Raw genomic sequence first — 14,479 nt, 5'->3', positions numbered from 1 at the left:
CGCGACGCAAGGAGTAAATAGTGATTCAGCAGGAGTCGCGACTCAAGGTCGCCGACAACACGGGTGCTAAGGAAATCCTTACCATTCGCGTTCTCGGTGGATCCGGCCGTCGCTACGCAGGCATCGGTGACGTCATTGTCGCCACCGTCAAGGATGCAATCCCGGGCGGCAACGTAAAGAAGGGCGATGTGGTCAAGGCCGTCATCGTCCGTACCAAGAAGGAACGCCGCCGTGCGGATGGTTCCTACATCAAGTTTGACGAGAACGCAGCTGTGATCCTGAAGAACGACGGTGACCCCCGCGGTACCCGTATCTTCGGACCGGTTGGTCGTGAACTGCGTGACAAGAAGTTCATGAAGATCGTTTCTCTGGCTCCGGAGGTGCTCTAGTCCATGGCTGCAAAGATCAAGAAGGGTGACCTGGTTCAGGTCATCACTGGCGCCAAGGCTGAGCGCGGCGGTGACCGCGGCAAGCAGGGCAAGGTTCTGCGCGTATTCACCGACACCAACCGCGTGCTGGTCGAGGGTATCAACCGCGTCACCAAGCACACCCGGGTTGGACAGTCGCAGCGCGGCACCAAGACCGGCGGCATCGAGGTTGTAGAGGCCCCGATCCACATCTCCAACGTGGCGCTGGTTGACCCGTCGACCAAGAAGCCGACCCGCGTGGGCTTCCGCCTCGACACCGTGGAGAAGAACGGCGTCCAGAAGACTGTCCGTATCCGCGTGTCCAAGAGCTCCGGGAAGGACATCTAATGACTGAGACTCTCGAGACTCCGGCAACGAAGATCGTTCCTCGTCTGAAGACCAAGTACGCCGAATCCATCAAGGCAACGCTCCAGGATGAATTCAAGTACGAGAACGTGAACCAGGTACCCCGTCTGGTGAAGGTTGTTGTGAACATGGGTGTTGGAGATGCCGCCAAGGACTCCAAGCTGATCGACGGCGCTGTCCGCGACCTCACCCAGATCACCGGCCAGAAGCCGCAGGTTACCAAGGCCCGCAAGTCGATCGCACAGTTCAAGCTGCGCGAAGGCATGCCCATCGGTGCACACGCAACCCTGCGTGGCGACCGCATGTGGGAATTCGTGGACCGCCTGGTCACCCTGGCACTGCCCCGTATCCGCGACTTCCGCGGCCTCAGCGGCAAGCAGTTCGATGGCAACGGCAACTACACCTTCGGTCTGACCGAGCAGGTTATGTTCCACGAAATCGACCAGGACAAGATCGACCGCGTCCGCGGTATGGACATCACGGTTGTCACCACTGCCAAGACCGATGACGAAGGCCGCGCGCTGCTCAAGGCGCTTGGTTTCCCGTTCAAAACCGAAGCTTAATTAACTACGTAAAAGGTCCGGCCGCTCCGCTCCGTCAAGGACGGAACGGCGGAAACCGTTACGAGGAAGGGCATGAGCCCACATGACAATGACAGATCCTGTCGCAGATATGCTTACGCGCCTGCGTAATGCAAACTCGGCATACCACGACTCCGTGTCTATGCCTTACAGCAAGCTCAAGGCACGCGTTGCCGACATCCTCAAGGCCGAAGGTTTCATCGCCGGCTGGAAGGAAGAGGACGCCGAGGTCGGCAAGAAGCTGACCCTGGACCTCAAGTTCGGTCCGAACCGCGAGCGTTCCATCGCCGGTGTACGCCGCATCTCCAAGCCGGGCCTCCGCGTTTACGCGAAGTCCACCAACCTCCCGCACGTGCTCGGTGGCCTGGGTATCGCTATCCTGTCCACCTCTTCCGGCCTCCTGACTGACAAGCAGGCCGGCAAGAAGGGCGTGGGCGGCGAAGTCCTCGCGTACGTCTGGTAACGGGAAAGGAAGAGAATAATGTCACGTATTGGACGTCTCCCCATCACCGTTCCTGCCGGCGTTGAGGTCAAGGTTGACGGCTCTGTCGTCAGCGTCAAGGGTTCCAAGGGGGAGCTGACCCACACTGTGGCCAGCCCCATCGAGGTTGCCCTGGACGAGAACACCCTGACCGTCAGCCGCCCGAACGACGAGCGCGCCTCCCGTTCACTCCACGGCCTGACCCGCACCCTGATCGCCAACATGATCCAGGGCGTCACCGCAGGCTACGAGAAGAAGCTTGAAATCGTCGGTACCGGTTACCGCGTTCAGGCCAAGGGATCTGACCTTGAGTTCGCTCTTGGCTACAGCCACCCGGTCAACGTTTCGGCTCCGACCGGCATCACCTTTGCAGTAGAGGGACCGACCAAGCTCTCTGTCTCAGGTATCAACAAGCAGCAGGTCGGCGAGGTTGCTGCCAACATTCGCAAGCTGCGGAAGCCTGACCCGTACAAGGGCAAGGGCATCCGTTACGCCGGCGAAGTCATCCGCCGCAAGGTCGGAAAGGCTGGTAAGTAACCATGGCCATCTCCATTAACAAGAAGCGTACGAACAAGAGCAAGGCTGCTGGTCGCAGCCGCCGCCAGCTTCGTATCCGCAAGCGCATTTCCGGTACGGCTGTCCGCCCCCGCCTGGTGGTCAACCGCTCCGCACGCCACGTATTTGTCCAGGTTGTCGATGACACCATTGGCCAGACCGTAGCAAGCGCGTCCACTCTGGAAGCCGACCTTCGTGCATTCGACGGTGACAAGACTGCCAAGGCCAAGCGCGTCGGCGAGCTCGTTGCCGAACGTGCCAAGGCTGCCGGCGTCGAGGCTGTTGTCTTCGACCGTGGTGGTAACAAGTACCACGGCCGGATTGCCGCCGTCGCTGACGGTGCACGCGAAGGTGGGCTGTCACTGTGACCGAAGCAAACAAGGAAAAGGACACTGTGTCTGCAGATCAGAAGGCGCCCGAAGCGGCAGCTGCTGAGACCACTGCCCCCGCTGCCGACGACCGCCGTGGTGGCGCCCGTCGCGGCGAGCGTGGCGACCGTGGCCAGGGCCGCGGCGACCGCGGTGGCCGTGGCGGCCGCGACGGTGGCCGTGAAGCCGAAAAGAACCAGTTCGTAGAGCGCGTTGTCACCATCAACCGCGTTTCCAAGGTGGTCAAGGGTGGTCGTCGCTTCAGCTTCACCGCTCTGGTCGTCGTTGGTGACGGTAACGGCATGGTCGGCGTGGGCTATGGCAAGGCCAAGGAAGTTCCCGCTGCTATCGCCAAGGGCGTTGAAGAGGCTAAGAAGTCCTTCTTCCGCGTTCCCCGCGTTGGCAACACCATCCCGCACCGCGTTCAGGGTGAAGCCGCTGCCGGCGTCGTAATGCTGCGTCCGGCTTCCGCCGGTACCGGTGTTATCGCCGGTGGTCCGGTCCGTGCAGTACTGGAGTGCGTGGGCATCCACGACATCCTCTCCAAGTCGCTCGGTTCCTCCAACGCCATCAACATCGTTCACGCGACCGTTGATGCCCTGAAGCGCCTCGAAGAGCCGGCAGCTGTGGCAGCACGCCGCGGCCTGCCGCTGGACGAGATCGCTCCGGCAGCGCTGGTGAAGGCCCTCCTGGCTCCGAAGGCAGGTGTTTAGTCTTGGCTAAGAACCTGGTCCCCTCCGACGCTCAGTTGGAAATCACTCAGATCAAGTCCGCCATTGGCGGCAAGCAGAACCAGCGCGACACCCTGCGGTCCCTCGGCCTGAAGCGGATTGGACACACCGTTGTCCGCACCGCCGACGCCGTGACCGTTGGAATGCTCAACACGGTTCCGCACCTGGTAAAGGTAGAGGAGGCGAAGTAAATGGCAGAGAACACTGCTGATAAGGCGCAGGCTGCTGAGAAGCAGAACGCCCTGAAGGTTCACCACCTGCGTCCCGCACCGGGTGCCAAGACCGCCAAGACCCGTGTTGGTCGTGGTGAGGCATCCAAGGGTAAGACCGCTTACCGTGGTACCAAGGGTACGGCTGCCCGCTACCAGGTGAAGGCTGGCTTTGCCGGCGGCCAGCTGCCGCTGCACATGCGCCTTCCGAAGCTGCGTGGCTTCAAGAACCCGTTCCGGGTTGAGTTCCAGGTTGTAAACCTGGACAAGCTCAACGAGCTGTTCCCGGAAGGTGGCGCAGTCACCGTGGAGAACCTGGTCGAAAAGGGTGCCGTTCGCAAGAACCAGCCCGTCAAGGTGCTGGGCACCGGCGACATCACCGTCAAGGTTGACGTCACCGCCCACGCATTCTCGGCCAGCGCCGCTGAAAAGATTGCTGCAGCAGGCGGAAGCACCACCGCCCTGTAAGGGACGGCGCCAGCTGTAAAACTCCCGGTATCCGCGGGCTTCGGCCCCGGATACCGGGAGTTTTTCGTATCCGCCGGGCGAACAATTCCCGCCATCCGGCGCATGACGGCTGGCCCGGATTGTTCGCTCGGCGCATAGACCCGTTAGACTCGGATGTCGGGATTTATCAAATTCCGTCACCCACCCCTTATTGACACCACAGGAGGACGCTTGCTTAGCGCATTTGGCCGGGCCTTTCGCACGCCTGATCTGCGACGCAAGTTGTTGTTCACGCTGGGAATCATCACCATCTTCCGCTTGGGTGCTTTCATTCCCTCGCCCGGTGTGAACTACCAGAATGTCCAGCAATGCTTGCATAACGGTCAGACCGCCGGCGGGCTGTACCAGCTCGTCAACCTCTTCAGCGGCGGCGCGTTGCTCCAGGTGTCCATCTTCGCCCTGGGCATCATGCCCTACATCACGGCCAGCATCATCGTCCAGCTGCTTCGGGTGGTCATTCCCCGGTTCCAGCAGCTTTACGAAGAGGGCGCGTCGGGGCAGTCGAAGCTGACCCAGTACACCCGTTACCTCACCATCGCGCTGGGCCTGCTCAACGCCACCACCCTGGTGTCCCTGGCCCGCTCAGGGCAGCTGCTTCCCGGGTGCCAGTTACCGGTGATTCCTGACAGCAGCATCATCACCACCATCCTGATCATCATCACGCTCACGGTAAGCACCGGCCTGATCATGTGGATGGGCGAGCTCGTCACGGAAAAGGGCGTGGGCAACGGCATGTCGCTGCTCATTTTCACGTCCATCGCCGCCCAGTTCCCCACCTCCCTCGGTGCCATCTGGACCTCGCAGGGGCCGGGAACCTTCTTCCTCGTCCTGGTGGTGGGTCTCCTCACCGTGGCCCTGGTGGTCTTCGTCGAGCAGTCACAGCGCCGCATCCCGGTGCAGTACGCCAAGCGGATGATCGGCCGCCGCACCGTGGGCGGCACCAGTACCTACATTCCCATCAAGGTGAACATGGCCGGTGTCATTCCGGTGATCTTCGCTTCCTCCATGCTCTACATTCCCGGGCTGATCGCGCAGTTCAACCAGCCCCGGAACGGCGAGCCAATGCAACCGTGGGTTGAGTGGATCAACAACAACCTGACCCGCGGTGACCACCCGATCTACATGGCGGTTTATTTCGTCCTGATCGTGTTCTTCACCTACTTCTACGTCGCGATTACCTTCAACCCTGAAGAAGTCTCAGACAACATGAAGAAGTACGGCGGCTTCATCCCAGGTATCCGCGCACCGACCGCTGATTACCTGCAGTACGTGCTCTCACGGATCACCCTGCCCGGCGCCCTCTACCTGGGCTTCGTGGCACTGATCCCGCTGGTGGCACTCGTGCTGATCAACGCAAACCAGAACTTCCCGTTCGGTGGCACCTCGATCCTGATCATGGTGGGCGTTGGGTTGGAGACCGTAAAGCAGATTGATGCGCAGCTACAACAACGTCACTACGAAGGGCTTTTGCGATGACGAGAATGCTGATTATTGGACCTCCCGGTTCCGGAAAAGGAACGCAGGCGGAGCGGATTTCAGAACGCCTCGGCGTTGTGGCCATCTCCACCGGCGACATCTTCCGTGCCAACGTGAAGGGCGAAACCCCGCTCGGCGTTGAGGCCAAGAAGTACATGGACAACGGTGACTTCGTCCCGGACAGTGTGACCAACAAGATGGTCCGTGACCGCCTTAACGAGTCCGATGTCGAGAACGGCTTCCTGCTGGACGGCTACCCGCGCACCACCGCGCAGGTGGACTACCTGGACGAGATCCTCGCCGACGGCGACGAGAAGCTCGACGTGGTCCTGCAGCTGACTGCCGACGACGAGGAGCTGGTACACCGCCTCCTGGGCCGGGCCAAGGAAACAGGCCGGAGCGACGACAACGAAGCCGTCATCCGCCACCGTCTGGACCTCTACCACGAGCAGACCGAAGCTGTGGTGGCGAAGTACGCCGACCGCGGCATCCTCACCAAGGTTGACGGGATCGGTCCGATCGACGAAGTTACCAACCGCGTGATGCAGGCCATCAAGGCCGCACAGGCCGCCTGACCCAAGGCGCCCGGTTTTATCGAGGCTCCTCCCGGCATCCGGGAGGAGCCTCAGCCATTTGAAAGGAATCATCATGGCCTTCGGCCAGCCCCGCATCGAATACAAGAACAACGCCCAGATGCGCACCATGCACGAGGCCGGCCTGGTCCTTAGCCGTGCACTGGATGCCGCCGTTGCCGCCGCGGTGCCGGGGGTCACCACCAAGCACCTGGACGATGTCTTCGCCGACGTGCTCAACGAGGCAGGCGCCAAGTCCAACTTCCTGGGCTACCACGGCTTCCCGGCGACCATCTGCACGTCCGTCAATGAAGAGGTGGTGCACGGCATTCCGGGCAGCCGCGTCCTGCACGACGGCGACATCATCTCCATCGATGGCGGCGCGATCGTCAACGGCTGGCACTCGGATTCCGCGCGCACGGTGATCGTGGGAACAGCGGACCCCGAGGACCAGCGCCTCTCGGACGTTACCCAGGCTGCCATGTGGCGGGGGATCGCTGCCCTGACCGGCGGCTCGCATGTGGGGGACATTGGCGCCGCCATTGACGACTACGTCTCCTCCGTCCCCGGCAAGCCGCTGGGCATCCTGGAGGACTACGTGGGCCACGGCATCGGCTCCGAGATGCACATGGCCCCGGACGTCCTGAACTACCGCACCAACCACCGCGGCCCCAAGATCAAGCCGGGCCTGTGCCTCGCCATCGAACCCATGCTGGTCCGGGGCGGCATCGAGACCGCAGTCCTGGCGGATGACTGGACCGTGGTGACCACCGACGGCAAGCGCTCCTGCCAGTGGGAGCACTCCGTGGCAGTGCACGAGAAGGGCATTTGGGTTCTTTCGGCGCCCGACGGCGGTGCGGAGCACCTGGTGCCCCTTGGCGTCACCCCGGTGCCGATCCCCTAAGGGACGCACTTCCCCCTCTTCGACGCGCATTTTCCTGCGTGACGCACAAAAGCCCTGGCGCGACCCGGATCCGGGTCCCGCCAGGGCTTTTGCGCGTCGACAGCGGTTAGGACTTCAGCTTCGGCTTCACGTCCCGCTCGTAAATACCCTGCAGCGTGGTCTTCAGGTCCGTCATGGTGGACTTGACGTCGCCCTGCTGGGTGAGGATCTTCGCGGCGGCCTTCGCCATCTCCTGGTCAGCACCCGGCAGGAACACGCGGGCGTTGTCCTGGACCTTGGTCACCGCGAGCTGGTCCACTGCGGTCTGGATCTGCGGCGTCTTGGCCAGGACCGCCTTCATATCGGCCGACTTGCGGGTGGGCATGTAGCCGGTGGCGGCAGAGAACTCCGCGGTGCTCTCCGGCTGGGTGACGAAGTCCAGGAACATTCCGGCGGCCAGCTGTTCCTCCTTGGAAATGCCGCTGGGGATGCCCAGGCCTGCGCCGCCCGTGGGGCAGACGTTGGACGTCGCCTTGGGGCCGCCGGGCAGGAAACCAACACCAACGTTGAACTTGGCCGACTTCAGGATGCCCAGCAGCGAGCCCGTGGAGGCGATGGTGGCCGAGGTCAGGCCTGCGGAGAAATCGTCGGCCGCTTCCTTGGACGAGACACCCGCCCACTTGTCCTTGTAGATCGAGTCCTGGGCCCACTGCAGCGCCGCGACGGATTCGGCGGAGTCGCAGGTGATGTCCCATTCCTTGGACCAGCCACCGCCCCAGCCCCACAGCATGTTCTGCAGTGTCCAGCCCGCATAGCTTACCAGTGCGGGGTAGATGTAGGCGTACTGGGCACCGGAGCTTGCCTTCAGCTTGGGTGCCCACTCGCCGAATTCCTGCCAGGTCTTGGGAGCACGGTCGGGGATCCCGGCTGCCGCGAAGTGGTCTTTGTTGTAGTAGAACAGCGGCGTTGACCGGCCGTAGGGCAGCGCCCACTGCTTGCCGTCGTACTTGTAGTCATTGACCAGTGACTGCTGGAAGTCGTCCATTTTCATGTTCAGCTGCTTGGTCAGGCTGTCAACCGGAATGATGCTGCCGTTGGTGTAGTACCGGAACCACCACACGTCGGAGAGGACAACGACACCCGGGAGGCCGGACTTGGCCGCCTGTGCGGTCTGGAACTTCTGGGCGATCTCCTCGTAGTTGGCCCCGGCGGTCACCAGGTTGACGGCGATGCCCGGGTTCTTGGCCTGGAATTTCTCGATCAGGCTCTTTTCCACATCCTGCGACTGTCCGGGGTGGCTGGACCAGAAGTCGATCTTGGCAGCAGGCTTCACGCCGCTGAAGTCGATATCGGCCGCCTGGGACGTGGTCTGTCCACCGCCGCTTGTAGAAGGTCCGCCGCATGCGGCCAGGGCTGCGGCAGAGGCGGTGAGCCCTGCCAGGCCCAGGAAGTGCCTCCGGTCCAGATGAAGTGTCATGACAGTTCCTTTCGGTTGTTGCCTGCGGAAGGGGGAGTACTTGGAGGTTGGGTAGTACGACGGCGGCCGGCGGCTTAGCCGGTCACGCTGCCTTGGGTGAGGCCCGCCACGATGTAGCGCTGCAGGGCCGCGAAGATGATCAGGATGGGAACGATGACCAGGACTGCCCCGGCCATGAGGACACCCCAGCCGGCGGCGTTGCTCTCGTTGTTCTGCAGGAGGGTGAGGCCCACCGGCAAGGTCATGGTTTCCGGCCGGTCCGTGATGATCAGCGGCCAGATGTAGTCGTTCCACTCGGTCACGATGGTCACCAGGGCCACCGTGGCAATGGAAGGAACGGAGACGGGGACCACGATCTGCCACAGACGGCGCCAGTGGCCGGCGCCGTCCATCTCGGCTGACTCGAGAATGGAGGCGGGCAGGGTACGGAAGTGCTGCCGCAGCAGGAACGTGCCGAACGCGGTGCCAAGGCCGGGCAGGATGATGCCCCACAGGGTGTTCTTCCCGCCGATCCCCGCGATCAGGATGAAGTTGGGCAGGATGGATACCTGCGGCGGCACCATGAGGGCCACCAGGATCAGCAGGAAGATGAAGTTCCGGAACGGGAAGCGGACAAAGACCAGGGCGTACGCGGTCAGGATGGCCAGGAGCACCTTGATGGTGGCCCCTGACAGGGTGACGATGGTGCTGTTCAGGAAGAACTGCCCGAAGGGGACCGTAGTCATGGCGGTCCGGTAGTTTTCCAGGTTCAGGCTTTCCGGAAGGATCTTCAGGTCGGTGGTGACGATTTCGCCCGATTGCTTGAAGGAGCTGAGCACCATCCACAGCAGGGGAAGGAACACCACCAGCGTGGCGATCAGCAGCGGCAGGTAGCCGCCCACCACGGTCTGGACAAGGTTCCGGCGGGAAAACGGCCGGTCGCGGCGAAGGCCGGGATCCGGTGCGGCGATGGCCGGGGCGGCGGGGTCCGGGCTCACCGGTGATAGGGATGTCACGAGTAATGAACCTTTCGTTCCACGAACCGCAGCTGGAGCACGGTGATCACCAGGAGGATGGCAAACAGGACCACCGAGATGGCCGCTGAGTAGCCGGCCCTGTTGTAGGCCCCGAAGGCCTGGAGGTAGGCCTCGTAAATCAGGGTGCTGGTGCCGGTGCCCAGGGGTGTCATGATCCGGATGAGGTCGAAGGCCTGCAGCGAGCTGAGCATGGTGGTGATCAGGAGGAAGAACGTGGTGGGGGACAGCAGCGGCAGCGAGATGCTAACGAAGCGGCGGAACCCGTTGGCACCGTCGAGGGACGCCGCCTCCATGACCTCCTGCGGAAGCGACTGGAGCCCGGCGAGGTACACCACCGCGCAGTAGCCCAGGTTCTTCCACACATAAACCAGGATCACCATGACCAGCGACAGCTGGGGATCGTTGATCCACTGCGGGCTCTGCTGCCCGATGCCCCGGAGCAGCCAGGCCAGGACGCCGTAGCCCGGATCAAAAATGAACAGCCACACCAGGCCCACGCCGACGCCGGAGAGGACGTAGGGGGCAAAGACGGCGGAGCGCGCGAACGTGGTGCCGCGGACCTTCGCGTTCAAGGCCAGCGCAACCAGCAGGCCCAGGATCATGGAGCCGCCCACCGTCACCAGCGTGAACACTGCGGTGGTGCCCAGGACTTTCGGGGCATCGTTGCTGGTGAAGAAGGTGACGTAGTTGGCGAAGCCCACCACGCTGGCGGTGGGGGAACCGAGGGTCCAGTCCAGCGTGGAGTAGTACATGTTGCTGAACAGCGGCCGGTAGGTGAAGACGGCGATCAGCACCAGGTTGGGCAGCGCCATGGCAAGGAAAACAAAGAAGTCGCGGCGGGTCCTTGCGGTCCACCGCCGTCGTGGAACTTTTGCCGAACGCCCCGGGGGCCTCTTGGGTTGGGTGGCGGGGTGCTGGGCGAGTTGACGGGTCATGCGTGTCTCTCCCGGGTTGGGAGCCTGCTCGTGGTAAGCCCTGGCTTGATCTAGGGACTACTACACCAGACCGTCAGGGGGCTGAAACCCGCATATGCCCTTGTCAGGGAACTGTTATCCAAGGCTTCGTCGCCCGTTAACGCTGTGTTGATTGCAGTCTCGCATAAAGTTCGCCGTTGCGGCAGGGGCGCGCCAGCGGAGGGGACAATAGGGGCATGGGAACCATTACCGATGTCCCGGGCATCCGCGTGGGCCACGTCCAGAAGGACACGGACGGCTGGCTGACGGGCGTTACGGTTGTGCTGCCGCCGCCGGGCACGGTCGGCTCGGTGGATGTCCAGGGCGGCGGCCCGGCGACGCACGAAACGGACGCCCTTGACCCCACCACCCTGGTCGGCACCGTGGACGCCCTGGTCCTCACGGGCGGCAGCGCCTATGGGCTGGCGTCCGCTGCGGGCGCGCAGCGCTGGTGCGAGGAAAACGGCCGCGGCTTTGCCGTTCCCGGGGGAGTGGTGCCCATAGTCCCCGCCGCGGCCATCTTTGACCTCGGCAGGGGCGGGAACTTCGCCGCACGGCCGACGCCGGACATGGGCTACGCGGCAACGGCCGCCGCGGCAGCACAAAAGGAGGGCCACGACACCGGACGGGGCAACGTGGGTGCCGGCACCGGGGCACTGATCGGCCGGGGGCAATATAAAGGGGGAGTTGGCACAGCGTCGGCCACGCTCGGGAACGGGGTTGTGGTCGGAGCCCTGGCCATAGTCAACGCACTCGGACTCCCGTTTGAACCAGCGGTGCAGTTCTCCGTGGAGACCACTGATGCGCCGCCTCTTAACACCACCCTTGTCGTTGTGGCCACCAATGCCGTTCTGGATGTGGCCGAATGTAAAAGAACTGCCTCTGCTTCCCATGCCGGGATTGCCCGGGCGCTCAACCCGAGCCATACCCTGGCCGACGGGGACACAGTCTTCTGCCTGGCAACCGGTGCTGTGGCACTCGACCGCTCCGACGACGCTGCCCGCCAGGTCAGCCTCATCACGCTCCAAAGCGCGGCAGCCGACGTCGTCCGCTTGGCCATCCTGGACGGTGTGGCCGCGGCTGGTGCCGTGAGCACTCCGGCCGGCGAATATGGTGCGTACCGCACCGCGTAGGCTACTATGGCCGATTTAACTTTTACCGGCCAACAGGGTAGTGTTGCTTGTTGGTTGTCTGGACTGCCACGCCCTTTTGGGCCTGGAGACGGCAATCGATCCAACAAAAACGTTCGTGGTCATGCCCGGTGCTATCCGGCGGGGCTGCGGCAACAACAGTTAGCGGAGGGTATGGCCAAGAAGGACGGGGTCATTGAGATCGAAGGCGTTGTGACCGAGGCGCTGCCTAACGCGATGTTTCGCGTTGAGCTCACCAACAAGCACATCGTTCTGGCACACATCTCTGGAAAGATGCGTCAGCACTACATCCGAATCCTCCCTGAGGACCGCGTAGTGGTGGAGCTGAGCCCGTACGACCTCACCCGTGGTCGTATCGTCTACCGCTACAAGTAAATTGCTGGGCGGCGGCAGTGCAAACTGACTGCTGCTCCAGTTGACCAAACTGCTACACGCAAAGGAACGCCATGAAGGTCAAGCCGAGCGTCAAGCAGATCTGCGAAAAGTGCAAAGTGATCCGCCGTAATGGCCGGGTCATGGTGATCTGCGAGAACCCGCGCCACAAGCAGCGCCAGGGCTAATTTCCTTCCCTGAAGGAAATCCTGGGTTGCTAACCCACGCAAGTAAATAAAGGCAGCACAAGCTGATCTGGAACATTGAGCTCGAAAGAGTCCGGACAGCTAACCCCCGGTCGGAGGCTGGGGCCGCACGGAACGTGCGGGTGTACTGCCTACGACCTCCGGTTTATCAAGGAGTACTGCCACTATGGCTCGTCTCGCTGGCGTAGACATTCCCCGCGAAAAGCGGCTGGAAATTGCGCTTACTTACATCTACGGCGTGGGCAAGACCCGTGCACACGAAACCCTGGCCGCCACTGGCATCAGCGCTGACGTCCGCGTCAAGGACCTGACTGACGCCCAGCTGGTTGAGCTGCGTGACTACATTGAAGGCAACTACAAGGTTGAGGGTGACCTTCGCCGCGAAGTAGCAGCAGATATCCGCCGCAAGGTTGAAATCGGCAGCTACGAAGGCCTGCGCCACCGCAAGGGCCTGCCCGTACGCGGTCAGCGTACGAAGACCAACGCACGTACCCGCAAGGGCCCGAAGCGTACCGTCGTAAGCAAGAAGAAGGCCCGTTAAAATCCCCGCTCGGGATTTACGGACTTTCCCCAATAACTTTCTGTAGGAGAAAAAATGCCCCCGAAGACTCGTGGCGCGGTTCGCAAGCCGCGTAAGAAGGACAAGAAGAATATCGCGCTTGGCCAGGCGCACATCAAGAGCACCTTTAACAACACCATCGTTTCCATCACGGATCCGACCGGCGCTGTTATTTCCTGGGCTTCCTCCGGTGAGGTTGGCTTCAAGGGCTCGCGCAAGTCCACCCCGTTCGCTGCGCAGATGGCTGCCGAAGCCGCTGCCAAGCGTGCGCAGGAGCACGGCATGCGCAAGGTAGACGTTTTCGTCAAGGGACCGGGTTCCGGACGCGAAACCGCCATCCGTTCGCTGCAGGCTGCAGGCCTCGAGGTTGGCTCCATCCAGGACGTCACCCCCGCAGCGCACAACGGCTGCCGCCCGCCGAAGCGCCGCCGCGTCTAATTCTTTCCGCAGCAGGAGCTTGCCCGGACCAGCGATGGTCCGGGCAAGCCCAGCGCGTTAAGTCTTCAGACCGAATTTCCACCACCTGTGTTGCGTCATATAGCGGATGCTCGCCGAAAGGAAACCTAAGTGCTCATTGCACAGCGCCCCACCCTCTCCGAAGAGGTAGTCTCCGAAAACCGTTCGCGTTTCATCATTGAACCGCTGGAACCGGGCTTCGGCTACACCCTCGGAAACTCCCTCCGCCGTACCCTGCTCTCCTCCATCCCCGGTGCTGCCGTAACCAGCATCCGGATCGATGGTGTGCTGCACGAGTTCACCACGGTTCCGGGTGTCAAGGAAGATGTCACCGAGATCATCCTTAACATCAAGAGCCTGTCGGTTTCCTCCGAGCACGACGAGCCCGTCGTGGCTTACCTGCGCAAGCAGGGCCCCGGAGTCGTCACCGCCGCGGACATCGCTCCGCCGGCCGGCGTCGAATTCCACAACCCGGATCTGCACATTGCCACGCTGAACTCGAAGGGCAAGTTCGAACTCGAACTGACCATCGAGCGCGGCCGCGGCTACGTTTCGGCAGCTCAGAACAAGTCCGGCGATGCAGAGATCGGCCGTATCCCGGTTGACTCCATCTACTCGCCGGTGCTTAAGGTTACTTTCCGCGTGGAAGCAACCCGTGTTGAGCAGCGCACCGACTTCGACAAGCTGATTGTCGACGTCGAGACCAAGCAGGCCATCGCCCCGCGCGATGCCGTTGCTTCCGCAGGCACCACCCTGGTGGAACTGTTCGGTCTGGCCCGTGAGCTGAACACCGCAGCTGAAGGTATCGAGATCGGCCCGTCGCCCACCGACGCTGCCCTGGCAGCCGACATGGCACTGCCGATCGAGGATCTGGACCTCACCGTCCGTTCCTACAACTGCCTCAAGCGTGAGGGCATCCACACCGTGGGTGAACTCGTTGCCCGCTCCGAGGCTGACCTGATGGACATCCGCAACTTCGGTGCCAAGTCCATTGACGAGGTCAAGGCAAAGCTGGTTGAACTGGGCCTGTCCCTCAAGGACTCGCCTCCCGGTTTTGACCTCGCAGCACGCGCCGCAGCAATCGAAGAGGACGACGCCGCCTTCGGCGACGACGAACTCTAAACCAGACCTTGGCCGGCGGGCAGCACCATGG

At 62.5% G+C, this 14,479-nt stretch carries 21 protein-coding genes; 18 read left to right on the top strand and 3 right to left on the bottom strand.

Translation table 11 applies throughout. From position 1 onward, the window contains the following. Window positions 1-20 precede the first annotated feature (20 nt). The 12 genes from rplN to map all read left to right on the top strand — a co-directional run bounded on the left by rplN (window position 21) and on the right by map (window position 7,157). The gene (gene rplN / locus NMQ03_RS15055; RefSeq protein WP_003803789.1) at window positions 21-389 is read left to right on the top strand and encodes a 50S ribosomal protein L14; all 369 of its coding nucleotides are present in this window, start codon (window positions 21-23) and stop codon (window positions 387-389) included. Between the two features lie 3 nt (window positions 390-392). After that, window positions 393-755 carry a 50S ribosomal protein L24 gene (gene rplX / locus NMQ03_RS15050; protein ID WP_142032009.1) on the top strand — a complete coding sequence of 121 codons (363 nt, stop codon included), beginning with the start codon at window positions 393-395 and terminating at the stop codon, window positions 753-755. Then, complete coding sequence (gene rplE / locus NMQ03_RS15045; protein WP_018769138.1) at window positions 755-1,336, top strand: 50S ribosomal protein L5; 582 nt, start codon at window positions 755-757, stop codon at window positions 1,334-1,336. Before rplX ends, rplE begins: the two co-directional genes overlap by 1 nt. 82 nt (window positions 1,337-1,418) lie before the next feature. Next, window positions 1,419-1,817, top strand: coding sequence for a 30S ribosomal protein S8 (gene rpsH, locus NMQ03_RS15040; protein WP_015937843.1), 399 nt, complete (start codon window positions 1,419-1,421; stop codon window positions 1,815-1,817). Window positions 1,818-1,835: 18 nt separating this feature from the next. Then, a complete protein-coding gene (gene rplF / locus NMQ03_RS15035) occupies window positions 1,836-2,372 on the top strand; it encodes a 50S ribosomal protein L6 (RefSeq protein ID WP_255172843.1) in 537 nt (178 codons plus the stop codon). 2 nt (window positions 2,373-2,374) lie between these two features. Then, window positions 2,375-2,758, top strand: a complete 384-nt coding sequence (gene rplR / locus NMQ03_RS15030; RefSeq protein ID WP_159631366.1) for a 50S ribosomal protein L18 — start codon at window positions 2,375-2,377, stop codon at window positions 2,756-2,758. Then, complete coding sequence (gene rpsE / locus NMQ03_RS15025; protein ID WP_255172842.1) at window positions 2,755-3,471, top strand: 30S ribosomal protein S5; 717 nt, start codon at window positions 2,755-2,757, stop codon at window positions 3,469-3,471. The genes rplR and rpsE overlap by 4 nt, the downstream gene beginning before the upstream one ends. 2 nt (window positions 3,472-3,473) lie before the next feature. Then, window positions 3,474-3,680, top strand: a complete 207-nt coding sequence (rpmD, locus tag NMQ03_RS15020; protein WP_009358731.1) for a 50S ribosomal protein L30 — start codon at window positions 3,474-3,476, stop codon at window positions 3,678-3,680. Continuing rightward, a complete protein-coding gene (gene rplO / locus NMQ03_RS15015; protein ID WP_255172841.1) occupies window positions 3,681-4,166 on the top strand; it encodes a 50S ribosomal protein L15 in 486 nt (161 codons plus the stop codon). 210 nt (window positions 4,167-4,376) lie between these two features. Further along, window positions 4,377-5,681, top strand: coding sequence for a preprotein translocase subunit SecY (gene secY / locus NMQ03_RS15010; protein WP_255172840.1), 1,305 nt, complete (start codon window positions 4,377-4,379; stop codon window positions 5,679-5,681). Between the two features lie 5 nt (window positions 5,682-5,686). Further along, window positions 5,687-6,256, top strand: coding sequence for an adenylate kinase (locus tag NMQ03_RS15005; RefSeq protein ID WP_201302397.1), 570 nt, complete (start codon window positions 5,687-5,689; stop codon window positions 6,254-6,256). 73 nt (window positions 6,257-6,329) lie between these two features. Then, window positions 6,330-7,157, top strand: a complete 828-nt coding sequence (gene map / locus NMQ03_RS15000) for a type I methionyl aminopeptidase (protein ID WP_255172839.1) — start codon at window positions 6,330-6,332, stop codon at window positions 7,155-7,157. A gap of 106 nt (window positions 7,158-7,263) precedes the next feature. Here the strand turns inward: map and NMQ03_RS14995 are convergent, their stop codons facing one another. The 3 genes from NMQ03_RS14995 to NMQ03_RS14985 form a co-directional block, all read right to left on the bottom strand. After that, entirely contained in the window at window positions 7,264-8,613 is a 1,350-nt protein-coding gene (locus tag NMQ03_RS14995; protein WP_255172838.1) for an ABC transporter substrate-binding protein, read from the bottom strand. Between the two features lie 74 nt (window positions 8,614-8,687). Continuing rightward, on the bottom strand, window positions 8,688-9,563 hold the full coding sequence (locus tag NMQ03_RS14990; protein ID WP_224027193.1) for a carbohydrate ABC transporter permease: 876 nt from the start codon (window positions 9,561-9,563) through the stop codon (window positions 8,688-8,690). Between the two features lie 41 nt (window positions 9,564-9,604). Next, on the bottom strand, window positions 9,605-10,564 hold the full coding sequence (locus NMQ03_RS14985) for a carbohydrate ABC transporter permease (protein WP_224026660.1): 960 nt from the start codon (window positions 10,562-10,564) through the stop codon (window positions 9,605-9,607). Window positions 10,565-10,779: 215 nt separating this feature from the next. Between NMQ03_RS14985 and NMQ03_RS14980 the strand changes: the two genes are divergently transcribed. The 6 genes from NMQ03_RS14980 to NMQ03_RS14955 all read left to right on the top strand — a co-directional run bounded on the left by NMQ03_RS14980 (window position 10,780) and on the right by NMQ03_RS14955 (window position 14,448). Beyond that, the gene (locus NMQ03_RS14980) at window positions 10,780-11,715 is read left to right on the top strand and encodes a P1 family peptidase (RefSeq protein ID WP_255172837.1); all 936 of its coding nucleotides are present in this window, start codon (window positions 10,780-10,782) and stop codon (window positions 11,713-11,715) included. A gap of 171 nt (window positions 11,716-11,886) precedes the next feature. Continuing rightward, window positions 11,887-12,108, top strand: a complete 222-nt coding sequence (infA, locus tag NMQ03_RS14975; protein WP_009358723.1) for a translation initiation factor IF-1 — start codon at window positions 11,887-11,889, stop codon at window positions 12,106-12,108. A gap of 71 nt (window positions 12,109-12,179) precedes the next feature. Next, window positions 12,180-12,293, top strand: coding sequence for a 50S ribosomal protein L36 (gene rpmJ / locus NMQ03_RS14970; protein WP_009358722.1), 114 nt, complete (start codon window positions 12,180-12,182; stop codon window positions 12,291-12,293). Between the two features lie 184 nt (window positions 12,294-12,477). Beyond that, window positions 12,478-12,852, top strand: coding sequence for a 30S ribosomal protein S13 (gene rpsM / locus NMQ03_RS14965; protein ID WP_255172836.1), 375 nt, complete (start codon window positions 12,478-12,480; stop codon window positions 12,850-12,852). A 54-nt stretch (window positions 12,853-12,906) separates the two neighbouring features. Further along, a complete protein-coding gene (rpsK, locus tag NMQ03_RS14960; RefSeq protein ID WP_009358720.1) occupies window positions 12,907-13,308 on the top strand; it encodes a 30S ribosomal protein S11 in 402 nt (133 codons plus the stop codon). A gap of 129 nt (window positions 13,309-13,437) precedes the next feature. Continuing rightward, on the top strand, window positions 13,438-14,448 hold the full coding sequence (locus NMQ03_RS14955; protein WP_013601812.1) for a DNA-directed RNA polymerase subunit alpha: 1,011 nt from the start codon (window positions 13,438-13,440) through the stop codon (window positions 14,446-14,448). Window positions 14,449-14,479: the final 31 nt, after the last annotated feature.

The organism is Arthrobacter sp. DNA4, assembly GCF_024362385.1.
Classification (GTDB): domain Bacteria; phylum Actinomycetota; class Actinomycetes; order Actinomycetales; family Micrococcaceae; genus Arthrobacter.
This window is presented reverse-complemented; position numbering and strand designations above follow the sequence as displayed.